Here is a 25,109-nt window from a genome sequence, read left to right as displayed (position 1 = left end):
CATGTCTTTTTCCAGCCGTGAATGGCACCTCGTGGCCCGCCCCGTCGGCGAGCCCACCGTCTCCGACGTCGCCCTCGTCACCACCACCCTGGCGGACCCGGGCCCGGGGCAGGTCGTCGTCCGCAACGACTTCCTCTCCGTCGACCCGTACATGCGCGGACGCATGGACGACCGCGAGTCCTACCTGCCGCCCTTCGGCCTGAACGAGCCGATGACCGGCACCGCCGTCGGCACGGTCGTCGCCTCGCAGACCGCCGATGTCCCGGTCGGCGCGACCGTCACGCACTTCCTCGGCTGGCGCGAGTACGCGCTCCTCAGCGCCGACCAGGTCCAGGTCGTCGACACGCACCTGGCGCCCGCCCAGGCCTACTTGGGTGTTCTCGGCACCACCGGGCTGACCGCGTGGGCGTCCCTCAAGGAGGTCGCCCCGGTCGAGGAGGGCGACGTCGTCTTCATCTCCGGCGCCGCGGGCGCCGTCGGCTCGGTCGCCGGACAGCTGGCCCGCAAGCTGGGCGCCTCGCAGGTCATCGGCTCGGCCGGCGGCCCCGACAAGGTCAAGCGGCTCACCGAGGAGTACGGCTTCGACACCGGGCTCGACTACCGCGCCGGAGACATCGCCGGGCAGTTGGCCGCGGCCGCGCCGAACGGCGTCGACGTCTACCTCGACAACGTCGGCGGCGACCACCTCGACGCCGCGCTCCAGGTCATGAACCTGCGCGGACGCGTCGCGATGGTCGGCGCCATCTCCATGTACAACGCCACCGAGCTGCCCGCCGGGCCGCCGCACCTGCCGCTCGCCATCGGCAAGCGCGTCAACCTGCGCGGCATGAACGTCAGCGACCACTTCCACCTGATGCCCGAGTTCGCGCGGCAGGCCGGCGGCTGGCTCGCCGACGGGTCCCTCGTCGCCGACGAGACCGTCGTGGACGGCATCGACCACGCCTTCGAGGCGTTCGGGGCCATGATGCGCGGCGCCAACACGGGCAAGATGCTCGTCCGTCTCCCGAAGGACTGATCTCCATGACCGACATCTCCGCCGTCGTCGACGTCCTGCGCGACACGTTCCGTTCGGGCCGCACCCGCCCCCTGGCCTGGCGCAAGGCCCAACTGACCGCGCTGCGCGCCCTGTTCACCGAGAACCGGGAGGCCATCGCGGACGCGCTCCACGCCGATCTGCACAAGCCGCGCCCCGAGTCGTACGGGGCCGAGGTGGACCTCCCGGTCCTGGAGATCGACCACACCCTCGCTCACCTCGACACGTGGCTCGCCCCGCAGCCCCTCACAGCCGAATCTCTCGCGGGCCTGCCGGACGGCACCACCGCCGGCACGCAGTACGAGCCGCTGGGCACCGTCCTCGTCATCGCCCCGTGGAACTACCCGGTCCAGCTCTCCCTCGTGCCCGTCGCGGGGGCGCTCGCCGCGGGCAACACCGTCCTGCTCAAGCCGAGCGAACTCGCCCCGGCCACCTCCGCGTTGATGGCCCGTCTGGTCCCGCGGTACCTGGACCCCGGGGCGGTCGCCGTCGTCGAGGGCGGCGTTCCCGAGACCACGGAGCTGCTCACGCACCGCTTCGACCACATCTTCTACACCGGCAACGGCACCGTGGGCCGCATCGTGATGCGGGCCGCCGCCGAGCACCTCACGCCGGTCACCCTCGAACTCGGCGGCAAATCACCGGTGTTCGTCGACCGCGACACCGATGTGTCCATGGTGGCCGACCGCCTGGCCGACGCCAAGTTCCGCAACGCGGGCCAGACGTGCGTCGCCCCCGACTACGTCCTGACCGACCCCGCGACGTCGGCCGCCCTCCAGGTCGCTCTCGCCGCATCCGTCGAGCGGCTCTTCGGCGCCGACCCGCAGTCCTCCGACGCGTACGGGCGTCTCGTCAACCAGCGGCACTTCGACCGGGTCGCCGCGCTGCTCGACTCCGGCGAGGTGGCCGTCGGCGGGCGCACCGACCGCGACGACCTGTACATCGCCCCCACGGTGCTCGCCGCCGTGAAGGGCGACACCCCGGTCATGCGGGAGGAGATCTTCGGCCCCGTGCTGCCGATCGTCGAGGTCGCCGGCCTGGACGAGGCCATCGCCTTCATCAACGACCGCGACAAGCCCCTCGCCCTGTACGGCTTCACCGAGAACGAGACGACGCGGCGGCGCCTCGCGGCCGAGACATCGTCCGGCGGTCTCGGGCTCGGCCTGCCGATGGCCCATCTCCGGGTCCCCGACCTGCCGTTCGGCGGAGTCGGCGAGTCCGGGACGGGCGCCTACCACGGCCCGCACTCCATCGCCGCGTTCAGCCACCGCCGGGCCCGTCTCGACGTCCCGCTGAGCTGAACCGCACCCCACTCCCCAACTCCCCCACAGATCCGAAAGAGCACACCCATGCCTCCCCACCCCCGGCACGCCGCCCCCGAAAGATCCGGGTCCCGGCGTGCGGGCACCGGCCTCGTCCTGGCCCTGGGCCTCGCCGCGATGGTCGTATCGATGATGCAGACCCTCGTGGTCCCGATCCTCGCCATCATCGAGCAGGACCTCGACATCACCACCTCGTCGGCCAGTTGGCTCACCACGGCGACCCTGCTTTCCGCCGCCGTGTTCACCCCGCTGCTCGGACGGCTCGGCGACCAGCGCGGCAAGCGGCCCGTGCTGCTCGGCGTGCTCGCCCTGACGGTCGTCGGCTCGGTGCTCGCCGCGACCACCGACTCCCTGCCGCTGCTGCTCACCGCCCGCGCGATGCAGGGCGCCGCCACCGCGATCTTCCCGCTCGCGCTGTCCGTGCTGCGCGACGAACTCCCGCCGCACCGGCTGCCCGGCGCGATGGGCCTGGTCAGCGGCACCCTCGCCGTCGGCAGCGGGCTCGCCCTCGTCGGCGCGGGGCTGCTCACCCAGGGCGACAACCCCGACTACCACCACGTCTTCTGGCTGGCCACCGTGCTGTCCGCGCTCGCCCTCGCGGTCGCGGCCGTCGTCGTACCGCCCTCGCCGAAGCCGCACGGCGGTCGTACGGACTGGCTCGGCGCGGGCGCGCTCGCGGCCACGCTCGTCCTGTTCCTGCTGCCCATCTCCCAGGGCAACACGTGGGGTTGGGGATCCACTCGTACGATCACGCTCTTCGCGGCGGCCGTCGTCATGGCGGGCGTCTGGGTGGTCGTCGAACGCCGGGTCCGCGAACCGCTCGTCGACATGAAGATGTTCGTGCTGCGGCCCGTGCTGTTCACGAACATCGCCGGACTGCTCCTGGGCTTCGGCATGTTCACCCAGTTCATCGCCACCTCGTACCTGGTGCAGACGCCGACCGCGCTGGCCGGCTACGGCTTCACCGCCTCCGTCCTGTCCGCGGCCGTCACCTACCTGCTGCCCTCCACGGCCGCCTCCCTCGTGGGCGCGCAGATCGCCGGTGTCCTGGTCCGCCGCGTCGGCGGCCGGATCACGCTCGCGGCCGGCGGCGTCTTCGGCGTCCTCGGCTACGTATGGCTGGCGCTGCAGCACGGGAACACCGGGTCGATCATCGCCGCCGGCATGCTCACGGGCATCGCCGTCAGCTTCGGCCTGGCCTCGCTGCCCGCGTTCATCGTGGCCGGTGTGCCGGTGCACCAGAGCGGCATCGCCAACGGCATCAACTCCATCGCCCGCTCGGTCGGCAGCTCCATCGGCAGCGCCGTCATCACCTCGCTGCTCACGGCGAACCTGATCAAGGGCCTGCCCTCCGGTGTCCCCGCCCTCCCCGAAGAGGCGCAGTACACCACCGCGTTCGTGGTCGGCGCCGTGGCCTTCGCACTCGTCACCGTCACCGCCCTCACGGGCCTGCGCATCGACGACGGCCGCCACACCAAGCTCGTCCGGGCCGCGAAGAGCACCCCGGCCGAGACCCCCCAGGGCGCGGCCGAGCCGGTCCGCCAGGCCTGAGCGGAAGAGGGGTGGCCGGGAGCGGAGACACCCCGCTCCCGGCTACCCCTCGAACGCGACGCGGTAGACGGTGGACTTCCTGGTCCGGAACCCGAGACGCTCGTAGAGCCGGTTCGCCGCGACCCGGTCAGGACGCGACGTGAGGTCCACCGTGCGGGCCCCCGCCTCCCGCGCGACCCGCAGCGCCTCCTCGGTGAGCAACCGGGCGACACCCTGGCCGCGCGCGGCCGCGTCGACGACCACGTCCTCGACGCGGCCGCGCGTCCCCGACGCCAGGGGCAGCAGCACCAGCGTCAGCGTTCCGACGATCCCGTCGGACGTACGGGCGACAAGCACCGTCTGGGCCTCACCCGTCACCAGCCGTGCCACGGCCGCGTGATCGAGCGGCGACGCCGACGAGGACAACTGCGGCAGCAACCTGTTGAAGGCGGCGACGAGTTCAGGGGTCGCTTCTTCGACGATCTCCACCTGTACGGTCATGCGCGGAGCCTACGTCTCCACTACCGTCCCCGACATGCGCATACGTATCGTCGACGCCTTCAGCGACCGCCCCTTCGCCGGGAACCCCGCCGGCGTCCTGCTCTTCGACGCCCCGCCGGCGTTCCCCGACGACGCCTGGCTGCACAAGGTCGCCGTGGAGGTCAACCACGCCGAGACCGCCTTCGCGCACCCGCTGCCCGAGGGCGGCGACGCCGACTGGGCGCTGCGCTGGTTCACGCCCGCCACGGAGGTCGACATGTGCGGTCACGCGACCCTCGCCACCGCCCACGTCCTGCACTCCACGGGGACGACGACGGGCCCCGTCCGGTTCGCCACCCGCAGCGGCGTCCTCGTGGCCACCCCGAACGAGGACGGCTCGATCACCCTCGACTTCCCCACGGCCCCGCTGACCGAGGAGCCGGTGCCGGCCGGCCTCGCCGACGTGCTCGGCGCCCGGCCGCTGTCCGCGTACGACACCGGCCGCTCGGTCGGTGACCTGCTCGTCGAACTGCCCGACGAGAAGACGGTGCGTGCCCTCGCCCCGGACCTGAAGACGCTGGCCGCGCGCTTCGAACGCGGCATCATCGCCACGGCCCCGGCCGACGACCCGGCCGCGGACCACGACTTCGTCTCCCGCTGCTTCTTCCCGCGCGTCGGCATCGACGAGGACCCGGTCACCGGCAGCGCACACACCGCCCTGGCCCCCTTCTGGGCCGAGCGCCTGGGCCGCAGCGACCTCACCGGCCTGCAGGCGTCGGCCCGCACCGGCCTGGTCCGCGTAGGACTGCGCGGCGCACGCACCCTGCTCACCGGCAGCGCGGTCACGGTCATCGAGGGCGAACTGACCGCGTAACACCCGCTACGCGGTGGGCAGCCAGTCCACCTTGCCGGCGAGCAGCGCGTATCCGACGAACGCGCCGATGTCCAAGAGGGAATGGGCCACCACGAGTGGCCCGACCCGTCCCCACCGCCGGTACAGCCAGACGAAGACGACGCCCATCGCGAGGTTCCCGAAGAACCCGCCGATCCCCTGGTACAGGTGGTACGAGCCGCGCAGCACGGACGACGCGACGAGCGCGGACCCCGGCGTCCACCCCAACTGCCCCAGCCTGCGCAGCAGATACCCGACGACGATGACCTCTTCGAGTACGGCGTTCTGCACGGCCGACAGGATCAGCACGGGGAACTTCCACCACACGTCGGGCAGCGCCTCCGGCACCACCGTGAGGTTGAAGCCGAGGCCGCGGGCCGCCAGGTAGAACGCGATCCCCGTACTGCCGATGACGGCCGCGATCACGGCGCCGCGCGCCCCGTCGAACCACGGCCGCGTCCGGTCGAAGCCGATCGTGCGCAGGCTCTCTCCCTCCCGCAGCATCAGGTGCGCGACGAGCGCGACGGGCACGAGCGCGCTCGCGATCCAGAACAGCTGCAACGCGAGATCAAGCCAGGGCCGCCCCGGCGCCGCCGAGGCGTTGAGAGTCGCCGCCTGATCCTTCAGACCACCCGGCTCTGTGACCGATCCAACAAACTTGATCAGCGCATGGACCCCGCTCGCACCGAGCGAGAGCCCCAGCACGAGCAGTGTCTCGTCCCGCAGAAATCGTCGTGAGAGCCGCTCATGGGGATAAGAACCAGCCACCGACCCCGCCTCCACCTGCACACCTGACTCCAGTTCAGTAATCCCGTCTCATCCCTCACGCCGCCCCGCTAGGGTCTCGAATGCAGGTACGAAGATCGCGCGCGACAGGCCGAGGGGGACGGCGCGCCGCAGTCCGGCGCACCGCTCTCCCTCCGTTGCTCCACCGCTTATATCGCAACTGCCTTTATGGCTCAGGGAGGGCACCACCGCCATGGGACGTCACAGCAGCATGCCCGACGAGTACGGAGCGCCCCCGGGCGGCCCCCGTCCCCGGTCCCGGGGGCGTGTCGTGGCCGTCGCGACGGCCCTCGTCCTCGCCGTCGCGGCCGGCACGGCCTTCGCGGTGCGCAGCGACCTGCTCGACCTCGGCGGAACCTGCGAGGACGAGGTCGAGCTCGACGTCGTCGCCTCGCCCGACATCGCGCCCGCGCTGCGCGACGCCGCCGCCCAGGCCCGCCGCGACCAGATCACCTCGGACGGCAACTGCCTCGACGTGACCGTCACCGCGCGCGACGCGTACAAGGTCGCCGACACCCTGCGCACGACCGAGGGCGACCCCGGCTTCCAGGCGTGGGTGCCGGATTCCAGCGTGTGGCTCCAGCGGGTCGGCCAGAACGCCAAGGCCGCCGAGGTCACGGCGGCCGGGAACGTCGCCTCGTCACCGATCGGCGTCGGCATGGTCCCGTCGGCCGCCAAGTCCTTCGGCTGGCCCGACAAGACGTACGGCTGGACGCAGTTGACCGGCGCGGCGCTCCAGGCGGACCAACTGCGCCTGGGCGCCGCCGATCCGGCCCGCAGCGCCACCGGTCTGCTCGCCCTCACCAAACTGGCCTCGGCCGCGCAGAAGTCGGGCGACAAGGACGGCACCCAGGCCGCCGCCCTCGCGAAGGTCCTGTCGCAGCGGATGTCCGACAGCGACAGCCAGTTGATGGACACGGTGGCCCGCGACACGTCGGGCACCGAGGAGGGCAACCCCCGGCGCAACGAGGCGCTGATCCTCTCCGAACAAGCAGCGTTCACGCACAACGCCGACGTCGGCGACGCGGGCGCGCTCGACCTCTTCTACCCCAAGGACGGCTCCCCCGCCCTCGACTACCCCTTCACCCTGGTCGACGAGTCCGGCCTGACCACCGACGAGAGTCGCGCGGCCGTCCGCTTCATGACGCTGCTCTCCGCACCCGAGGGCCGCTCGATCCTGGAGAAGCACGGCTTCCGCACCGACGGCGGCGCCTCCCCCGAGGCGGTCGCCGCGCAGGCGGGCGGCCGCACCCCGCAGCCGTACGCGGAACCCACGTCCGAGCCGGCCACCGACGAACAGGTCGAGGAGACCCTCGGCATGTGGACGATCACGGTGCAGAGCGCCCGGATCACCACCGTCGTCGACGCCTCGGCCTCCATGTCGAACCCGGTGCCGAGCGGTGAGTCCCGGATGGACGTCACCAAGGCCTCGATGCTGGCGGCCCTGTCGACGTTCACCCCCGAGGACGAGATCGGCCTGTGGGAGTTCTCGACGCACCTCGACGGCGAGCGCGACTACAAGAAGCTCGTGCCGACCCAGCGCCTCGGCGACCGCAAGGGCTCCGGCACCGTGCGCGACCGCCTCTCCGCCGCGTTCACCGGACTCCAGCCGGTGCCGGGCGGTGCGACGGGCCTGTACGACACGACCCTCGCCGCCTACAAGGAGGCCACGGCGTCGTACAAGGACGGCAAGTTCAACGCGGTCGTGGTCGTCACCGACGGTGTCAACGAAGACCCCGGATCGATCTCCCGCTCCAGCCTCATCTCCCAGCTCGAGGACCTCTCCGACACGGAGCACCCGGTGCCGCTCATCGCGATCGCCGTCGGCCCCGACACCGACAAGGACGAGATCGAGCAGATCGCCGAGGCCACCGGCGGCTCGGGCCACCAGGTCAGCGACCCCGCCGACATCCAGAAGGTGATCCTCAAGGCGATCATCGAGGCCGGCGCCAAGACCAGCTGATCCGGCTCAGCCCAGCGGTACCGCGGGTTCCGGCAGCCCCACCGGCCAGGTGTGCACGGGCTCGCCGACGTGCATCAGCTCGCAGTACCTGCGGGTGGTCGCCGCGAGCGCCGCGTCACGCGCCAGGCCGCTGTCCAGGGCGCGGTGGAACGTCGCCGACTGCCATGCCGCGCCGTTGGTGCGCAGTCGGCACCGCTCCTCGATGACCCCCAGGTACAGATCGCGGTCGGCGGGTTCGACGCCCCAGGCGTCCAGGCCCGCCGCCGCGAGCGGCAGCAACTCGTCCCGTACGAGGGCGACGGCCTGCACCTGTTCGGTCCCGCCGAACCGGCCGCGCCGCGGCCACTCCAGGCGCGCGTCGATCCCGTACCGGCAGGCGGCGTCGAAGTTGCGGGCGGCCGCGTCGAACGACAGCCGCGACCACACGGGCCGCGCGTCCTCCGCGAGCGCCCGTACGAGTCCGTAGTAGAAGGCGACATTGGCGATGACGTCGGTGACGGTGGGGCCTGCGGGCAGCACACGGTTCTCCACGCGCAGGTGCGGGACGCCGTCGGCGATGCCGTAGACGGGCCGGTTCCAGCGGTACACGGTGCCGTTGTGCAGCACGAGTTCGGCGAGGCTGGGGATGCCGCCCGCGTCGAGCACGTCGAGCGGCCGCTCCTCGTCGAGGATCGGCAGCAGCGGCGGGAAGTACCGCAGATTCTCCTCGAAGAGGTCGTACGCCGACTCGATCCAGCGCTCCCCGAACCAGGTCCGCGGCCGCACGCCCTGCACCTGCAACTCGGGCGGCCGGGTGTCCGTGGACTGCTGGAACAGCGGCGGCCGCGACTCGCGCCACAGCTCGTGCCCGAACAGGAACGGCGCGTTGGCACCCAGCGCTATCTGCACCGCGGCCACCGCCTGCGCCGCGTTCCACACGTCGGCGAACCGGCCGGGTGTCACCTGAAGATGCAACTGCACGGACGTGCACGCCGCTTCGGGCGCGATCGACGAGGACGTGCAGGTCAGCCGCTCCACCCCGTCGATGTCGAGCAGGAAGTCCTCACCGCGCGCGGCGACGATCTGATCGTTGAGCAGCGTGTACCGGTCGACGGCCGACAGGTTCGCGGAGACGAGATCGTCCTTGCCGAGCGTCGGCAGAATGCCGATCATCACGATTCCCGCATCGACCTCATTGGCCTTCCGGTGCGCATAACCGAGCCCGGTGCGCAGCTCCTCGGCGAGCTGGTCGAGAACACGGCCGCCGAGCCGGTGCGGGGCAATGTTCACTTCGAGATTGAACATCGCGAGTTCCGTCTGGAAATCCCGGCTCGCGATGCGCTCGAGAACTTCGGCATTCATCATTCTCGGCATCCCGTCGGGCCCGGCGAGATTCAGCTCGATCTCCAGACCCATGAGATTCTTGGGCCGGTCGAAGCGCTTCTCGTGCAACAGGCGCTCCAACCCCGTCAGACACTCCTTCAGCTTCTCCCGGTAGCGCCGCCGGTCGGCCAGGTCCCACGCGCCCGCAACGACCTTCTCCCCCATGGAAGCGTCCCTCCTCGCACGGGCAGCCCGCCGATCCGGCCGCATGTCACGGTGGATGATGCCCAGGCAATGTGATCGATAACGCCCCGCGCGGGCCGACGGAGCAGTACGCTCAAGGCAGTTACCCGGCGGCACATTCCTTAGGCATGCGGCAGCCCGCAGATTCACGGCATACACACCTGGTGAAAAACGCCGACAAGTATCGGCCGACCGCTCGATCGAAAAAAGACGAGGTCACGGACGCGCCGCCCACAGGAAATCCGCAGAATACCCACATACCGTCACGCGAACCGCGTCCGAATAGCACCTTGCCGATACGTGGGAAGCTGCTAGACGAAACACCCTGTGAACAGGCGTCGTATAAACTCCGCGGACGAGACAGAGAGTTGGCGCCCGCGGCCGAGGCCCCCCGCCCCCTCTGGCCCGCGTACCCCATGTGCTTCGCGCAGCTGACAGCGCCGTCCGCTCGTCCCGCACCGCCCTCGTACCACGTGCCTGTCGAATGAGAGAGGCGACCCACCATGCCGCTGCATGTCCCTCCGGCTCCCGCGCCTGCCCTCCGCACGGTCCTCACGGCCCTCGGTTCCCCCACCGCCGTCCGCGAGGCACGCACCCCGTCGCTGCGCACCGCGCAGGGTCCCGCAAGCCCCGAACTCCCTTTGCCCGTCCATGTGTTGGACCACATCACCGAGAGCACAGGCCCCTCGCGCGCCCGCCTCACCGGCTGGCGTTTCCTGATCCGCTGCGGGGACCGCGCGGTGGCCGCGGCCGACACGATGCTCACCCCGGACGGCTGGGCCTTCTCGCACTTCTTCGAAGGCCCCTACGTCATGTCCACCGAGCGCGCGCTGCGCCAGGCGGAGTCGCTCGCCAAGCCCTACCAGCCCCGGCTGCTGTCGGTGCCCGAGCTGTACATGCTCACCTTGTGGCTGCACGGCGACATCACCGCCGACGCCGCGAGCGGCCACCCCGCGGCCGACGACATCCTGGTCCCGCTGGCCCCGGCGCCACCCGGCATCGCCGCCCACCGGCCGCACCGCGTGGCCGAGTTGCTGCCGGTCCTCACGCACCGGCTGACGCCGGCCCGGGCCACGCTGCTGGCCTGACCGCGACCGGAGAAGAGGCCCGGACCGGTCCGGGCGATCCAGACCTGTGCCCCGCACCGTCCGCCGTCCGGTCGCGGGGCACAGCCCTGCCCGTCCGGACTAGCCCGGTCAGGCCACCCCGAACCACCCGAAGGGACAGTGCAGTTGGGCTGAACCGTCCGCACGGGTGATGCGTCTCCATCCTGTGAGGACCGCTGCTACGAAATCCCTGCGGATTGACGCCCACAGGGCAACACTGGGTTCCGGACCGACTGAAAACGGGGGGCGGCCATGAACACCACACCGAGCCGCAGCACAGACGCCATCGCATCCATCACCGACATCACTTCGCAGCGAAAGAACCCATCCATGTGCCAGCACCAGCCGCCGTGCCCGACAGCCGAATCCGCTGACAGGGAGGCCGCCCTTCCCGTGGCTCATCACCCGGAGCAGGGCTGGAGCCTCCTGTGCAACGGGGTCCTGCTCTTCGAGGACACCGGCGAGCTGCTGCCCAACGGCACGATCATCGCGCCACACCGCCCGCTCAGCCCGGTGGTCACGGCGGCGTAACCGCGCCCGTAGGGGTGCGGGGAACTGCGCGACCAGCCACACCCAACCGACGGTCGCGCAGCCACCCCGGCCATCACCCCTCGTAGGCGTCCATGGGCGGGCACGAGCACACCAGGTTCCGGTCGCCAAAGGCCTGGTCGATACGGCGCACAGGCGGCCAGTACTTGTCGGACGCGGCAACACCCGCCGGGAAGACGGCCTCTTCCCGGCTGTACGCGTGCTCCCACTCACCGCCGAGCATCCCGGCCGTGTGCGGAGCGTTACGCAGCGGGTTGTCGTCCGCCGGCCACGCACCCGCGGCGACCTTCTCGATCTCCCCGCGAATGGCGATCATCGCCTCGCAGAACCGGTCGAGCTCCCCGATGTCCTCGCTCTCGGTCGGCTCGATCATCAGCGTCCCCGCCACCGGGAACGACATGGTCGGCGCGTGGAACCCGTAGTCGATGAGCCGCTTGGCGATGTCGTCGACGCTGACCCCGGTCGCCTTGCTGATCGGCCGCAGATCGATGATGCACTCGTGCGCGACGAGCCCGCCGGGCCCGGTGTACAGCACCGGGAAGTGCGGCTCGAGCCGCTTGGCGATGTAGTTGGCGGAGAGCACGGCGACCTGCGTCGCCCGCTTCAGCCCCTCGCCGCCCATGAGACGTACGTACGACCACGAGATCGGAAGGATGCCGGCGGAACCCCACGGGGCCGCGGAGATCGGACCGACACCCGTCTCCGGACCGGCCGCCGGCTGGAGCGGGTGGTTGGGCAGGTACGGCGCCAGGTGCTCGCGCACACCGACCGGACCGACGCCGGGACCGCCACCGCCGTGCGGGATGCAGAACGTCTTGTGCAGGTTCAGGTGCGAGACGTCGCCGCCGAAGTGACCCGGCTTCGCCAGCCCCACCAGGGCGTTGAGGTTGGCACCGTCGACGTACACCTGACCGCCGGCGTCGTGCACGGCGGCGCAGATGTCGGCGACGTGCTCCTCGAACACACCGTGCGTCGACGGGTACGTGATCATCAGCACCGACAGCTGGTCGGCGTACTGCTCGATCTTGGCGCGCAGGTCCTCGACGTCGATCTCGCCGTCGTCGGCGGTCTTGACGACGACGACCTTCATCCCCGCCATGACCGCACTCGCGGCATTGGTGCCGTGCGCGGACGACGGGATCAGACACACGGTCCGCTGCTCGTCGCCGTTGGCCCGGTGGTAGCCGCGCACCGCGAGCAGACCGGCCAGCTCGCCCTGCGACCCGGCGTTGGGCTGGAGCGACACCTTGTCGTAGCCGGTGACCTCGGCGAGCCGCTCCTCGAGCTCGTTGATGAGCGTGAGGTAGCCCTGCGCCTGCTCGGCAGGGGCGAACGGGTGCAGCTGACCGAACTCGGGCCAGGTGACCGGCTCCATCTCGGTCGTCGCGTTGAGCTTCATCGTGCAGGAGCCCAGCGGGATCATGCCGCGGTCGAGCGCGTAGTCGCGGTCGGCCAGACGGCGCAGGTAGCGCAGCATCGCCGTCTCGGAGCGGTACTGGTGGAAGACCGGGTGGGTCAGGTACGCGTCCGTGCGCAGCAGCCCGTCGGGCAGCGCCTCGGCGACCTCGGCGTCCAGCGCCTCGATGTCGGCCTGGACACCGAACGCGTCCCAGACGACGCCCAGTTGGGCCCGCGTGGTCGTCTCGTCGCAGGCGACGGAGACCAGGTCGGCGTCGACCAGGTGCAGGTTGACCCCGGCCTCGCGGGCTGCGCTCACGACCTCGGCGGCCTTGCCGGGCACGCGCACGGTCAGGGTGTCGAAGTACTCCCCGTGCACCACCTCGACACCGCCCGCGGTCAGACCGGCGGCGAGCAGGTTGGCGTACCGGTGGGTGCGCCGGGCGATGGACTTGAGGCCCTCGGGCCCGTGGTACACCGCGTACATGCCGGCCATGACGGCGAGCAGCACCTGCGCGGTGCAGATGTTGCTGGTCGCCTTCTCGCGACGGATGTGCTGCTCGCGGGTCTGGAGAGCCAGGCGGTACGCCTTGTTGCCGTCGGCGTCGACCGAGACACCCACGAGCCGGCCCGGCAGCGACCGCGCGAACTTCTCGCGTACGGCCATGTAACCGGCGTGCGGACCACCGAAGCCCATCGGCACACCGAACCGCTGCGTCGTACCGACGGCGATGTCCGCGCCCAGCTCGCCGGGCGAGGTCAGCAACGTGAGAGCGAGAAGATCAGCGGCAACGGTGACAATGGCGCCCATCTCGTGCGCCTGCTCGATCACGGGCTTGATGTCCCGCACCGCACCCGAGGCGCCCGGGTACTGCACGAGCACGCCCACGACGCCGCGCTCGGCGACCTCGGCGGGAATGCCCTCGCTCAGGTCGGCGACGACGATCTCGACGCCGGTCGGCTCGGCACGCGTCTGGATGACGGCGATGGTCTGCGGCAGGGCGTCGGCGTCGACGACGTAGACACCGTCCTTCACCTTGCCGATGCGCCGCGACAGGGCCATCGCCTCGGCGGCGGCCGTGCCCTCGTCGAGCAGCGAGGCGCCGGAGGTCGGCAGGCCGGTCAGCTCGGCGACCATCGTCTGGAAGTTCAGCAGCGCCTCCAGGCGGCCCTGCGAGATCTCCGGCTGGTACGGCGTGTAGGCCGTGTACCAGGCCGGGTTCTCCATCACGTTGCGCAGGATGACGGGCGGCGTGAACGTGCCGTAGTAGCCGAGGCCGATCATCGACCCGAGCACCTGGTTGCGATCGGCGAGGGACCGCAGCTCGGCCAGGACCTCGGCCTCGGTGCGGGCGCCCGGAAGCTTCAGTGCCTCGGCGCTCTTGATCACGTCCGGCACGGCGGCCGCCGTCAGCTCGTCGAGCGAGCCGTAGCCGACCTGCGCGAGCATCTTGGCCTGTGCGGCATCATCCGGACCGATATGGCGCTGCTCGAAGGGGATTCCCTGCTCCAGCTGGGAGAGCGGAATACGGTGGGCGGTCATGACGGAGGCCTCCTGGTCATTGCGACCTGCGAGGGGCACCACGGCGCGGGTACCCGGACGGCCTCCCCCTCTGTCATCTCAACCTGAGAGCTTCACCGGCCCACCCCGCACCAACACGAGGGCACACCGGCTTTCACCGTCGGTGAGAGCGGGAAACGCGCACCCCGCCCTGCTTTCCAGAGTGACCTCGTCCGTGCGGTACAGGGGCCTGAGAGATTCCGGGGAGGATTTGCTCCTTCGGCGCCTCCGACGACTGTCGGAGGACTCTCCCGCACGGGGTCAGCAGCCGTCTGCCAGCCTACCAGCGGCTACTTGACCGCAAGCCTCGAGTGGCCGCCTTCCTGAATGTGCTCTTTCGTAGTGCTTACAGACGAGTTGCGATCAGCTGGAGGCACCGTGCAGACCGATGTCGATCCGCGCAATCTGATCGGCCGCAAGGCCTTCGACCGCAACGGAACCAAGATCGGCACCATCGACGAGGTCTACCTCGACGACGCCACCGGCGTTCCGGAGTGGGCCGCCATACGGACCGGCCTCTTCAGCCGGGACGCCTTCGTCCCCCTGGAGCCGAGCGAGCTCGTGGACGGCACCCTGCGCGTCCCCTTCGAACGCTCACTGATCAGGGACGCCCCCGACTTCGGCGTCGGCCGCCACCTCTCCCCCGAGCAGGAACTCCAGCTCTACCACCACTACGGCCTGGACATCACGGCCCCCCGGACCCCGGACGTCTCCTTCGGCCGCGTCGCCGGCACGGACGACGAACCGACCTGACGCCCCCGCTCACCCCGCCCCCGTCTCCACCAGCGGCAGCGGCTCGGCCGGCTCCAGCTCCGGATCGTCCACCCGGAACGTCCGCACCCGCCCCGGCTCCCGCGAATACGGCGTCTCGAACCGCACGGTGACCCGCCCGAGCCCGCTGCCCTGCACCCACCCGGGCCCGAACTCGGCATGCCGCACATCGTGCCCGGCCATCCAGCGCCGCTCGGCGACCGGCTCGGCCGGCACCGCCTCCTCCACGGCTTCGTCCGTCACCGCCTCGGTGTCCTCGACCACCTCTGCGGCCCGCTCGGCGGCAGCCGCCTGCGCGAACAGATCCTCCTGCGTGAAGTCGGCGAGCCCGCTCACCCCGACCCCGAGGAGCCGCACACCCCCGGTCGTGTCGACACCCTCCAGCAACCGCGCGGCCGCCTCCCGCACGACCGCCGGATCGTCCGTGGGCCCTCGCAGCGTCTCGGACCGCGTCAGGGTCGAGAAGTCGTAGCGCCGCACCTTGAGCACCACGGTCCGCCCCGATCTCTCGGCCGCCCGCAGCCGCTCCACGCACCGGTCGGCGAGCCTCTGTACCTCCATGCGCACCCGCACCCGGTCGTGAATGTCCACGTCGTACGTGTCCTCGACCGACACCGACTTGGAGTCCCGCTCGGCGACGACGGGCCGGTCGTCGTGCGCCAGCGCCATCGCGTACAGGTGGCTCCCGTGCGACTTCCCGAGCAGCCGCACCAGCTCGTCCTCGCCCGCCTCGGCGATCTCCTCCACGGTGACGATCCCGGCCCGCCGCAGATGATCCCCGGTCGCGGGCCCGACCCCCGGCAGGATCCGCACCGACTTCGGCCCGAGCAGCGCCCGCTCGGTGCCCGGCCGTATCAGCACGAGCCCGTCCGGCTTGGCCTCCTCGGACCCGATCTTCGCGAGCATCTTGGAGGCGGCGAGCCCCACGGACCCGGTCAGCCCGGTCACCCGCCGGATGTCCGCCCGCAGCCGCACCCCCACGGCATGCGCGGACACCTCGTCCCAGGCCGTCTCACCGGCCTCCAGATCGACGAACGCCTCGTCCAGGCTGAGCGGCTCCACCAGCGGCGACAGCTCCCGCAGCAGCCCCATCACCTGCTCGCTGATCTCCCGGTACAGCCGGAACCTCGGCACGAGATAGGCCGCGTTCGGCGCGAGCCGCCGCGCCTGCCCCATCGGCATCGCCGAGTGCACCCCGAACTTCCGTGCCTCGTACGACGCCGTGGCGACGACCCCGCGCGGCCCGAGCCCGCCGACGACGACCGCTTTCCCGCGCAGGCTCGGCTTCGCCGCCTGCTCGGCAGAGGCGTAGAAGGCATCCATGTCGAGATGCAGAATCGTCGGCGCGGTTCTCACAGCTCCGATGCTGCCCTACGCCACTGACAACGCGGCCGTACGGCGTCACACGGCCCGGTTGCGCCGCCTCGCGAGCTCGTCCGCCGGGTTGGGCCGCACCAGGGTCTCGCCGGTATCCACGCGCTCCCCGTGCAGCTGCGACAGGGCGGCGTCCACGTCCCGCCAGACCACGCCGACCGCGATGCCGAAGATCCCCTGCCCGCCCTGGAGCAGGTCGTGCACCTCGGCCGGCGACGTGCACTCGTAGACCGTCGCGCCGTCGCTCATGAGCGTCATCCGCTCCAGGTCCCGGAAACCCCGCTCCCGCAGATGCTGCACCGCCGTGCGGATGTTCTGGAGGGAGACCCCGGTGTCCAGGAAGCGCTTGACGACCTTCAGGACGACGACGTCCCGGAAGCTGTACAGACGCTGCGTCCCCGACCCGTACGCGGGCCGCACGCTGGGCTCGACGAGGCCGGTTCTGGCCCAGTAGTCGAGCTGCCGATAGGTGATGCCCGCCGCCGCGCACGCGGTCGGCCCCCGGTATCCGACCTGATCGGAAGCCGCGTCGCCGTTCTCCCCCGCCACCACAGGCACGGCCTGTGGGCGCTGCGGTGTGTGATCGGCCGCGCTGCCGTGAAACGAGTACGGACCGCCCGTCGCCGTACCGTCGCCGCTGCTTCTCACGCCGACCTCCTCATTGACCTGCCCTCTCGACGGTAGGCAGTCGCAGGGGGTGCGTCAACGAACGCCACACTCGCCACGCCGAGTGATAATCACCCTAAGAGTGGTTTCCCGTATCCCACCGCGGGGAAAGGCTAGCCGAATGTGCCGAGGCGGCCGCCGTTCGGCGACCGCCTCCTGGTCACTGGCTGTTGGTACCGAAGTCCTCGGGCGAGATCTGGTCGAGGAACTCGCGGAACTTCTCCACCTCGTCCTCCTGCTCGTCCGGGATCGCGATCCCTGCGTCGTCGAGGACACCGTCACTGCCGAAGATCGGCGTCCCGGTGCGCAGCGCGAGCGCTATGGCGTCGGACGGGCGGGCACTGACCTCGACACCGCTCGCGAACACCAGCTCCGCATAGAAGACGCCTTCCCGCAGATCCGTGATGCGTACTTCCGTCAGCTCCTGACCGACCGCCTCCAGCACGTCCTTGAACAGGTCGTGCGTCAGCGGACGCGCGGGGGCCATGCCCTGCTGAGCGAAGGCGATCGCCGTCGCCTCCCCCGGTCCGATCCAGATGGGGAGGTAACGGTCGCCTCCCACTTCACGCAGGAGCACGATCGGTTGGTTGGAGGGCATTTCGACCCGGACACCTACGACGTCGAGCTCGTTCACACAGCAACCCTAGGACGTGCCCGGCCGGTTTGGGTAGTCGGGCATGCGCCGAGGGCCGGGCCCACGGCACTCGCCCGCCCTTTCCATCAGGGCAGACGCACCCCGAGAGCGGTCTGCACAAGTGCCGCGTGCAGCTTCACGGTCAGCCCCGCCAGCTCCGTGGCACGGGCCTGCGCGAGCGCTCTGGTCTGCGGATTGCGGTGCACCTTGAGCGGCGCGACCACGGAATCGACCAGACCGGCCTCCCGGTCCGCGGCCGCCCGCATGACCCGCAGATGCCGCGGCTCGATCCCGAACCCGCCCAGTTCACCGACGAGCTCGGCGACCAGAACGGCCGAGGCGTCGTAACCCCCGTCCGGCAACGGGGCGATGAGACCGTACGACTCCCACTCGTCGAGGTCCGCCTCGTCGATCCCGGCGGCGGCGAGCAGCTCGTCCCGGCCGACCCGTGCGGCGGTCGGGGCGTCTCCCTCGTCCGTCAGGTCGCCGGGGCGCCCGGGAGCGGGCACGGGCAGCGCCTCACCCCGCTCCAGGGCGTCGAGCTGCTCCTTGATGACCTTCAGCGGCAGATAGTGGTCCCGCTGCATCCGCAGGACGTGAGCGAGCCGCTCGACGTCGTCCGGGCTGAACTTGCGGTAGCCCGACGGCGTCCGCTGCGGCTCGATCAGCCCTTCGGACTCCAGGAACCTGATCTTGGAGATGGTGACTTCGGGAAACTCTTCGCGCAGCACGTTCAGTACGGTGCCGATGCTCATCAGCCGACTGTCCGTGGTGGCGGTGCCGCTGCCGGCACCGCCCCTCGTCGTTTGCAGCATGGACCTTCCTGAAGGTTCGCTGGCGGTTCAGATACCTCGCTGGCTCGCGTAGAAGACCAGCCGGTACTTGCCGATCTGCACCTCGTCGCCGTTGTGCAGCGTCACCGAGTCGATGCGCTCACGGTTCACGTACGTGCCGTTGAGGCTGCCGACGTCGGCGACGGTGAACGTGCCGTCCTGGAGGCGACGGAACTCCACGTGGCGGCGCGACACGGTCACGTCGTCCAGGAAGATGTCGCTCTGCGGGTGGCGGCCCGCCGTGGTCAGGTCGCCGTCCAGGAGGAAGCGGCTGCCCGAGTTCGGGCCGCGCCGCACCACCAGGAGAGCCGAGCCGAGCGGCAGTGCGTCGACCGCGGCCTGCGCCTCGGGCGACAGGGCCGGCAGCTGCGTCTGACCGGTCGCCTCGGGGTCGTACGACTCGAGTCCCGAGATGGAGATCGTGGACGTGGTCTCCGACGGCCCCTCGGCCGCCACTCCGCCACGCAGCGGCGCACCGCAGTTGGAGCAGAACCGGCTGTTCTCGCCGTTCCGGTTTCCGCACCTCGTACACACCAGGGCCGACATGGACGGATCCTCCTGCCGCGGCTGCCCCGCGGGGGCGTGGGACGCGTACGGGTCGGAGCCAAACCCTCCACCCGTACTTGAGGTTGACGGTTCCCCGAAACCTATGCGGCCGGAACCGGCAGGGTCAACAGACGACGCGCCCTGTCCGCCCGAATTGTCACCGACCTGGTCCCGGAACAGCGGGCGCTCGCCCACCTGCGTCTCCGGCACGTCACCGTGGCGCGGTGCACGGTGGCGTGCGTTGTCCTCACGTGCGCTCTTGCCGAACAACTTCGCAAACAACTTCACGGGCGATTCCCCTTGACCGAAACAGACCCGCCCGTGGGGCAGGACGAACCCTGACTGCACACATCGGCGTACAACACTGACACGGACATCCTCACAACGTCCGTATCCGCCAAACAGTTTCCACCACGCACCCCGCCTACGGTGCGCCGACCCCCCGCAACCTCATGCCCTCGTACGACATCCCCCATGCACCCCCGCCTCACTGGGAGGACGACCGAGCGTAATCAGGCCGCTGCGCCGCACGCAAGGCGTCCACGACGATCTTCTGGGAGCGGCTCACAGCCACCGTGGCCTGCTCCTTCTCCAGGGTCTGCACCACGCCTCCAGGGATGTTGAGCGCCGGCTCGAGGTCCTGCGGCTTGCCGATGACCTTGAAGCGGTAGGGCTGGCTGATCTTGTGTCCGTCGACGCTCACACCCTTGCCTCCGGTTCCGTCCGCGAGGTACGTATCGGCCACGACGCGGACGTCGTTCACCTGAATCGCCTCGGCTCCGGCAGCCCGCAGCTCCTGGATCGCGTCGAGCAGCATGTCGGCCTCGACGGCGCCCTTCGTGTCCGTGATCGTCATCGTGATGCCGGGCCCCTGTGCGGCCACGGTGCCCGCGAGGATGCCGAGTTGGCGCTCCTTCTCGACCGTCTGCTTACGGGCCTCCTCGGCCTGGTCCGAGCTGTTCTCCAACTCGGCCCGCTGGTCCTCGAGACCCTGCTTCTCATCTTCCAGACGCTGAGTACGGTCGTCGAGTTCATCGAGGATGCGCACAAGATCTTCCTGGCGCGCCCCGCGCAGGGCACTGTTGTCGCTGTTGGACCGCACCTGGATGGCGAGTCCGAGGCCCAGGACGAACAACAGCACGGCGACGGTGAGTTGGGCGCGGGACACGCGCGGCGGCCACAGCCCCTTCACGAGTCTCTGACGCCCGGTCAACTGGGGCTCGCGGACCGGCTCCGGCTCGGGCCCTCCCGGCACCGGCGCGACCTCGGCAGGCAGCTCTTTGCGCAGCCGGTGCTGGTGCTCCGGCTCGGGCTTCTCTTCGGGGTTCATCGGCCTCACGCCCGGAACACATGCCGCCGGATGGCGGCCGCGTTGGAGAAGATGCGGATGCCGAGCACCACGACCACACCGGTGGACAGCTGCGCGCCGACGCCCAGCTTGTCGCCCAGGAAGACGATCAGCGCGGCCACGACGACGTTCGACAGGAACGACACGACGAACACCTTGTCGTCGAAGATCCCGTCGAGCATGGCGCGCAGCCCGCCGAACACCGCGTCGAGCGCCGCGACCACGGCGATCGGAAGGTACGGCTCGACCACCGCCGGAACCTCGGGCCGGACGAACAACCCGACCACGACTCCCACGACGAGGCCCAGTACGGCGATCACGATGTGCCCTTCTGCTCTGCTCTCGGCTGTGCTGTACGTACGATCACGCTGGGTGCGGCGGGAAGCTTGATGTCGTCCTGGGCCGAAATGCTGGTCCTGATCCCGAAGTTCTCCTGCAACGCGTGCAGGTACAAACCGTCGGGACTGTTCTGGAACCGCGTGCTCAGCCGCTGCCCGTCCCCCACCGCGAGCACCGTGTACGGCGGCACCAGCGGCTTGTTGTCGACCAGTATCGCGTCACCGGCGGCCCTGATCGCGGACAGGGCGGTGAGCCGCTGTCCGTTGATGCTGACGGCCTCGGCGCCGGACTGCCAGAGACCGTTGATCACGCGCTGCATGTCGCGGTCCCGTACCCGACCGGTGTCGGAGAACCCTGCGCTCTCGCGCGGCCCGCCCCCGCCGCCCGTCTCAGCCGACTTGGCGTCGTCCACGACGAGTTTCACCCCGGGCCCGTGCACGGGAACGGCTCCGGAGAGCACGCCCACCAGCTCGCCCTGCTCACCGCCGTGCTTCTTGAGCGCCTCGCTCTGCATGTCGCCCACGTCGGTCCGCAGCGAGTCGACCTGACTCTCCAACTTGTCGGCGGAGTCGGTCTCCTGCTCGATCCGGTCGATGAGCTCTTCGCGCTCCTTGGCCACCACCGGCGCGGCGACCCGAGCCTGCGCCGCTCCCACCGTCACCACCAGGGCGGCGAGGACGAGCCCGGCGGCGAGACCCAGCTTCGCCCGCAGCGTCTTCGGCAGTCCGCTCTGCCCCTCGGCCTTCTTCCGGGCGGCGGCCTCCGCGTACCCGTCGTCCAGGCTGTGATCCATGACGTTGTTCAGCAGCGACATAGAAGCATCGGGGCGCGCCGGACGCTCAGGGGTGCTCCGAACGGGGGGCTGCTGCGGCATGCCGCACATCGTCGCACGTCGTGGCCGCTACCTCCGAATGGCCCCACCGACGTGCATGTAGGCGCCCCGATCGGGACGCCTACATGCGCCGTTTCCGGTCCTCAGCGACCCGCGCTGTCCACGACGGCGGACCATTCGTCGAGCAGCTGCTGGGCAGACGCGTCGTCCGGTCCCTCGGCCCACAGATGCGTGACGGCCTCAGCCGGGTCGGGCAGCACCATCACCCACCGGCCGTCGGCCTCCACGACCCGCACACCGTCGGTCGTGTCCACGGACCGGTCGCCGGCCTCCTCCACGACGCGCCGCATCACGAGCCCCTTCACGGCCCACGGAGTCGCGAGGTCGCGCTTCAGCACGTGCGCCCGCGGGATCCGCGCGTCGATCTGGCTCAGCGTCAGCTGCGTACGCGCGACGAGCCCGATGAGCCGTACGAAGGCCGCGGCCCCGTCGAAGACACTGCTGAACTCCGGCACGATGAAGCCACCGCGCCCGTCACCACCGAAGATCGTCCCGTCCTCGCGCCCCACGCGCGTGAGGTCGTCGGGCGACGTGGTCGTCCACTCCACCTGCGTGCCGTGGTACGCGGCGACCTGCTCACCGATCCGCGTCGTGGTCACCGGCAGGGCGACGCGTCCGCTCCGGCGCTCGGCGGCGACGAGATCGAGCATCACGAGCAGCGCCCGGTCGTCCTCGACGATCCGTCCCTTCTCGTCGACGAGCGACAGCCGCTCACCGACCGGGTCGAACCGCACGCCGAACGCCGCCCGCGCCGACGCCACGATCTCCCCGAGCCGCACCAGCCCGGAGCGCCGGGTGTCCGCGGTCTCCGTGGGCCGCGACTCGTCGAGGCCCGGGTTGATCGTCAGCGAGTCGACGCCGAGCCGCCCCAGCAGGCTGGGCAGCACGAGCCCGGCGCTTCCGTTGGACGCGTCGACGACGACCTTCAGCCCCGCCTCGGCGATCCCCGTCGTGTCGACGTTCCGCAGCAGCGATCCCGTGTACGAGTCGAAGACGCTGGACGGGAAGTGCAGATCCCCGATCTCCCCGGGGAAGGCCCGCCGGTACTCCTGCCGCGCATACACACGGTCGAGCTTGCGCTGACTCCCCTGGGACAGGTCGGCCCCACGTTCGTCGAAGAACATGATGTCGACGGAGTCCGGCACACCGGGTGTCGTACGGATCATGATCCCGCCCGCACTGCCGCGAGCCGTCTGCTGACGAGCGACGGGGAGCGGAACGTTCTCCAGGTCGCGTACGTCGATGGCGCTGGCCTGGAGGGCGGAGATGACGGCCCGCTTGAGCGCCCGGGCACCACGGGAGTGGTCACGGGCGGTCGTGACGGTGGAGCCCTTCTTCAAGGTCGTCGCATAGGCGCCTGCCAGCCGTACGGCCAGTTCCGGCGTGATCTCCACATTCAGGATCCCGGAGACGCCCCTGGCCCCGAACAGATGGGCCTGCCCGCGCGACTCCCAGATCACCGAGGTGTTGACGAAGGCGCCTGCCTCGATCGTCTTGAAGGGGTAGACGCGCACATTGCCCTGAATGATCGATTCCTCGCCGACCAGGCATTCGTCACCGATGACAGCGCCGTCCTCGATCCGCGAGGCCCGCATGATGTCGGTGTTCTTTCCGATCACGCAGCCGCGCAGATTGCTGTGCTGCCCGATGTAGACGTTGTCGTGCACCACGGCCTTGTGAAGGAACGCCCCGCTCTTGACGACGACGTTCGACCCCACGACCGTGTGCTCGCGAATCTCAACGTCGGCCTCGACCTTGGCGTAGTCACCGATGTACAGCGGCCCGCGCAGGACGGCGTCAGGATGCACTTCGGCGCCCTCGGCGACCCACACGCCCGGCGAGATCTCGAAGCCGTCGAGTTCGACGTCGACCTTTCGTTCGAGCACATCGGCCTGGGCCTTCACGTAGCTCTCGTGGGTACCGACGTCCTCCCAGTACCCCTCGGCCACGTAGCCGTAGATCGGCTTGCCTTCCTTCATCAGCTGCGGGAAGACATCACCGGACCAGTCCACCGGGACATCGGCTTCGACGTAATCGAAGACTTCGGGCTCCATGACATAGATGCCCGTGTTGACGGTGTCCGAGAAGACCTGCCCCCACGTCGGCTTCTCGAGGAACCGCTCGACCTTTCCTTCCTCGTCGACGATCGTGATACCGAATTCCAGCGGATTCGGCACACGCGTCAGACAGACGGTGACGAGCGCACCCTTCTCCTTGTGGAAATTGATGAGCTCGGTGAGGTCGAAATCAGTGAGAGCATCGCCGGAGATCACGAGGAACGCATCATCCTTCAGCGCTTCCTCAGCGTTCTTCACGCTGCCGGCAGTGCCGAGTGGCTTCTCCTCGTTGGCATAGGTGAGCTCCATCCCGAGCTCTTCGCCGTCCCCGAAGTAGTTCTTGACCAATGAGGCCAGGAACTGCACGGTGACCACGGTTTCGGTGAGCCCATGCCGCTTGAGCAGCCTGAGCACATGCTCCATGATCGGCCGGTTGGCCACCGGCAGGAGCGGCTTGGGCATGCTCGAGGTCATGGGGCGAAGGCGAGTGCCTTCACCTCCGGCCATCACGACGGCCTTCATGTCGGAAGCGTCCTCCTTGAAGAGACGACGGTCTAGCCGACTTCGCCCGACCTGAATACCCCACGGTTGTCATCGCGCGGGGCAGCTGGCCTCAGCCAGGACACAATGGCGAGCTCAATCGGCCTTGGAGTCCGCCTTGACCAGGCGGCGGACCTGAACCACGTAGAGGATCCCTGCCCACCAGTACAGCGTTGTACCCCATCCGGCGAACGCCCATCCGAAAATAGCAGCGACTTCGTGGATCCAGCCACTTCCGTCGCTGAGCAGCAACAGCGGGAAGGCATACATCAGGTTGAACGTCGCCGCCTTGCCGAGGAAGTTCACCTGGGGCGGCGGATAGCCGTGTCGCCTGAGGATCCCCACCATCACCAGGAGGACCAGTTCTCGCGCCAGCAGTACGGCGGTCAACCAAATCGGCAGAATCTCGCGCCAGGTCAAACCGACCAAGGTGGACAAAATGTAGAGCCGGTCGGCCGCGGGATCGAGAAGCCGGCCGAGGCTGCTGATCTGATTCCAGCGCCGCGCGAGCTTCCCGTCGAGATAGTCGCTGATGCCGCTCAGCGCGAGCACGAGCAGCGCCCAGCCGTCGCTCTTGGGGCCGCCGAACTCCGGCCTGAGGATGAGCCACAGGAAGAGGGGTACGCCGACGAGACGCGCCATGCTGAGGATGTTCGGGATGGTGAGCACCCGGTCCGTCTGGACACGGGTCTCCTGGACCTCCACCCGGGGGCCTCCTGTGGGAAACGAGCCAACGATGCCCCCTGACCTTACCCTCAGCCCGGGCCGGCGAGAGCGGAGGGGTCCACCACAACGCAAAAAAGCCTCTGGCCCCGAACACAAAGTTCGGGGCCAGAGGCTTTATCAAAAATAGTTCGGCGGCGTCCTACTCTCCCACAGGGTCCCCCCTGCAGTACCATCGGCGCTGTAAGGCTTAGCTTCCGGGTTCGGAATGTAACCGGGCG

The 25,109-nt window shown here is 69.9% G+C and carries 22 protein-coding genes, 1 rRNA gene and 1 riboswitch; of the genes, 8 read left to right on the top strand and 15 right to left on the bottom strand.

Annotation, left to right across the window (positions count from 1 at the left end):
• The first annotated feature begins 1 nt into the window (after position 1).
• Genes AB0L37_RS16825 through AB0L37_RS16815 form a run of 3 tightly spaced genes read left to right on the top strand, consistent with a single transcriptional unit; the run spans position 2 to position 3,906 of the window.
• Positions 2 to 1,015 (top strand): NADP-dependent oxidoreductase, encoded by a 1,014-nt coding sequence (locus AB0L37_RS16825; protein ID WP_365505150.1) that lies wholly within the window; start codon positions 2 to 4, stop codon positions 1,013 to 1,015.
• 5 nt (positions 1,016 to 1,020) lie between these two features.
• Complete coding sequence (locus AB0L37_RS16820) at positions 1,021 to 2,334, top strand: aldehyde dehydrogenase family protein (protein ID WP_365505148.1); 1,314 nt, start codon at positions 1,021 to 1,023, stop codon at positions 2,332 to 2,334.
• 48 nt (positions 2,335 to 2,382) lie between these two features.
• Positions 2,383 to 3,906: an MFS transporter gene (locus AB0L37_RS16815; protein ID WP_365505146.1), complete on the top strand. Its 1,524-nt coding sequence runs from the start codon at positions 2,383 to 2,385 to the stop codon at positions 3,904 to 3,906.
• A 42-nt stretch (positions 3,907 to 3,948) separates the two neighbouring features.
• Here the strand turns inward: AB0L37_RS16815 and AB0L37_RS16810 are convergent, their stop codons facing one another.
• Positions 3,949 to 4,386: a GNAT family N-acetyltransferase gene (locus tag AB0L37_RS16810; protein WP_365505144.1), complete on the bottom strand. Its 438-nt coding sequence runs from the start codon at positions 4,384 to 4,386 to the stop codon at positions 3,949 to 3,951.
• Between the two features lie 34 nt (positions 4,387 to 4,420).
• On the opposite strand from AB0L37_RS16810, the gene AB0L37_RS16805 reads away from it, so the two are divergent.
• A complete protein-coding gene (locus AB0L37_RS16805) occupies positions 4,421 to 5,239 on the top strand; it encodes a PhzF family phenazine biosynthesis protein (RefSeq protein WP_365505142.1) in 819 nt (272 codons plus the stop codon).
• Between the two features lie 6 nt (positions 5,240 to 5,245).
• On the opposite strand, the gene AB0L37_RS16800 is transcribed toward AB0L37_RS16805, so the two are convergent.
• Positions 5,246 to 6,046, bottom strand: a complete 801-nt coding sequence (locus AB0L37_RS16800; protein ID WP_365505140.1) for a type II CAAX endopeptidase family protein — start codon at positions 6,044 to 6,046, stop codon at positions 5,246 to 5,248.
• 190 nt (positions 6,047 to 6,236) lie between these two features.
• Here AB0L37_RS16800 and AB0L37_RS16795 point away from each other — a divergent pair, with 190 nt between their 5' ends.
• Entirely contained in the window at positions 6,237 to 8,006 is a 1,770-nt protein-coding gene (locus tag AB0L37_RS16795) for a substrate-binding and VWA domain-containing protein (protein WP_365505138.1), read from the top strand.
• Between the two features lie 6 nt (positions 8,007 to 8,012).
• On the opposite strand, the gene AB0L37_RS16790 is transcribed toward AB0L37_RS16795, so the two are convergent.
• On the bottom strand, positions 8,013 to 9,533 hold the full coding sequence (locus AB0L37_RS16790) for a glutamate--cysteine ligase (RefSeq protein ID WP_365505136.1): 1,521 nt from the start codon (positions 9,531 to 9,533) through the stop codon (positions 8,013 to 8,015).
• A 521-nt stretch (positions 9,534 to 10,054) separates the two neighbouring features.
• Here AB0L37_RS16790 and AB0L37_RS16785 point away from each other — a divergent pair.
• Positions 10,055 to 10,639, top strand: coding sequence for a hypothetical protein (locus tag AB0L37_RS16785; RefSeq protein WP_365505134.1), 585 nt, complete (start codon positions 10,055 to 10,057; stop codon positions 10,637 to 10,639).
• Between the two features lie 348 nt (positions 10,640 to 10,987).
• A complete protein-coding gene (locus AB0L37_RS16780; protein ID WP_365505627.1) occupies positions 10,988 to 11,188 on the top strand; it encodes a DUF5999 family protein in 201 nt (66 codons plus the stop codon).
• A gap of 73 nt (positions 11,189 to 11,261) precedes the next feature.
• On the opposite strand, the gene gcvP is transcribed toward AB0L37_RS16780, so the two are convergent.
• Positions 11,262 to 14,147, bottom strand: a complete 2,886-nt coding sequence (gene gcvP, locus AB0L37_RS16775) for an aminomethyl-transferring glycine dehydrogenase (RefSeq protein ID WP_365505132.1) — start codon at positions 14,145 to 14,147, stop codon at positions 11,262 to 11,264.
• Positions 14,148 to 14,333: 186 nt separating this feature from the next.
• A riboswitch (glycine riboswitch) is annotated at positions 14,334 to 14,429 on the bottom strand.
• Between the two features lie 114 nt (positions 14,430 to 14,543).
• Between gcvP and AB0L37_RS16770 the strand changes: the two genes are divergently transcribed.
• Entirely contained in the window at positions 14,544 to 14,918 is a 375-nt protein-coding gene (locus AB0L37_RS16770; protein WP_365505130.1) for a PRC-barrel domain-containing protein, read from the top strand.
• 9 nt (positions 14,919 to 14,927) lie between these two features.
• Here AB0L37_RS16770 and AB0L37_RS16765 read toward each other — a convergent pair whose 3' ends face one another.
• The 11 genes from AB0L37_RS16765 to rrf all read right to left on the bottom strand — a co-directional run.
• Positions 14,928 to 16,292 (bottom strand): DNA polymerase IV, encoded by a 1,365-nt coding sequence (locus AB0L37_RS16765; protein WP_365505128.1) that lies wholly within the window; start codon positions 16,290 to 16,292, stop codon positions 14,928 to 14,930.
• A 45-nt stretch (positions 16,293 to 16,337) separates the two neighbouring features.
• Entirely contained in the window at positions 16,338 to 16,958 is a 621-nt protein-coding gene (locus tag AB0L37_RS16760; protein WP_365505126.1) for a MerR family transcriptional regulator, read from the bottom strand.
• A 178-nt stretch (positions 16,959 to 17,136) separates the two neighbouring features.
• Positions 17,137 to 17,610: a bifunctional nuclease family protein gene (locus tag AB0L37_RS16755; RefSeq protein ID WP_005475662.1), complete on the bottom strand. Its 474-nt coding sequence runs from the start codon at positions 17,608 to 17,610 to the stop codon at positions 17,137 to 17,139.
• 86 nt (positions 17,611 to 17,696) lie between these two features.
• A complete protein-coding gene (locus tag AB0L37_RS16750) occupies positions 17,697 to 18,425 on the bottom strand; it encodes a MerR family transcriptional regulator (RefSeq protein WP_365505123.1) in 729 nt (242 codons plus the stop codon).
• Positions 18,426 to 18,452: 27 nt separating this feature from the next.
• Positions 18,453 to 19,394, bottom strand: coding sequence for an FHA domain-containing protein (locus AB0L37_RS16745; RefSeq protein ID WP_365505624.1), 942 nt, complete (start codon positions 19,392 to 19,394; stop codon positions 18,453 to 18,455).
• Positions 19,395 to 19,476: 82 nt separating this feature from the next.
• A complete protein-coding gene (locus tag AB0L37_RS16740) occupies positions 19,477 to 20,319 on the bottom strand; it encodes a DUF881 domain-containing protein (protein ID WP_365505121.1) in 843 nt (280 codons plus the stop codon).
• A 5-nt stretch (positions 20,320 to 20,324) separates the two neighbouring features.
• Positions 20,325 to 20,657: a small basic family protein gene (locus AB0L37_RS16735; RefSeq protein WP_008749169.1), complete on the bottom strand. Its 333-nt coding sequence runs from the start codon at positions 20,655 to 20,657 to the stop codon at positions 20,325 to 20,327.
• A complete protein-coding gene (locus AB0L37_RS16730; protein WP_365505119.1) occupies positions 20,654 to 21,559 on the bottom strand; it encodes a DUF881 domain-containing protein in 906 nt (301 codons plus the stop codon). Before AB0L37_RS16730 ends, AB0L37_RS16735 begins: the two co-directional genes overlap by 4 nt.
• Positions 21,560 to 21,651: 92 nt before the next feature.
• Positions 21,652 to 24,147, bottom strand: a complete 2,496-nt coding sequence (locus AB0L37_RS16725; protein WP_365505117.1) for a mannose-1-phosphate guanyltransferase — start codon at positions 24,145 to 24,147, stop codon at positions 21,652 to 21,654.
• 114 nt (positions 24,148 to 24,261) lie between these two features.
• Positions 24,262 to 24,870: a CDP-alcohol phosphatidyltransferase family protein gene (locus AB0L37_RS16720; RefSeq protein WP_365505115.1), complete on the bottom strand. Its 609-nt coding sequence runs from the start codon at positions 24,868 to 24,870 to the stop codon at positions 24,262 to 24,264.
• A gap of 147 nt (positions 24,871 to 25,017) precedes the next feature.
• Positions 25,018 to 25,109 (bottom strand): 5S ribosomal RNA (rrf, locus tag AB0L37_RS16715); the annotation flags it as partial.

This window comes from Streptomyces sp. NPDC052225 (assembly GCF_040679615.1).
Lineage (GTDB): Bacteria > Actinomycetota > Actinomycetes > Streptomycetales > Streptomycetaceae > Streptomyces.
This window is presented reverse-complemented; position numbering and strand designations above follow the sequence as displayed.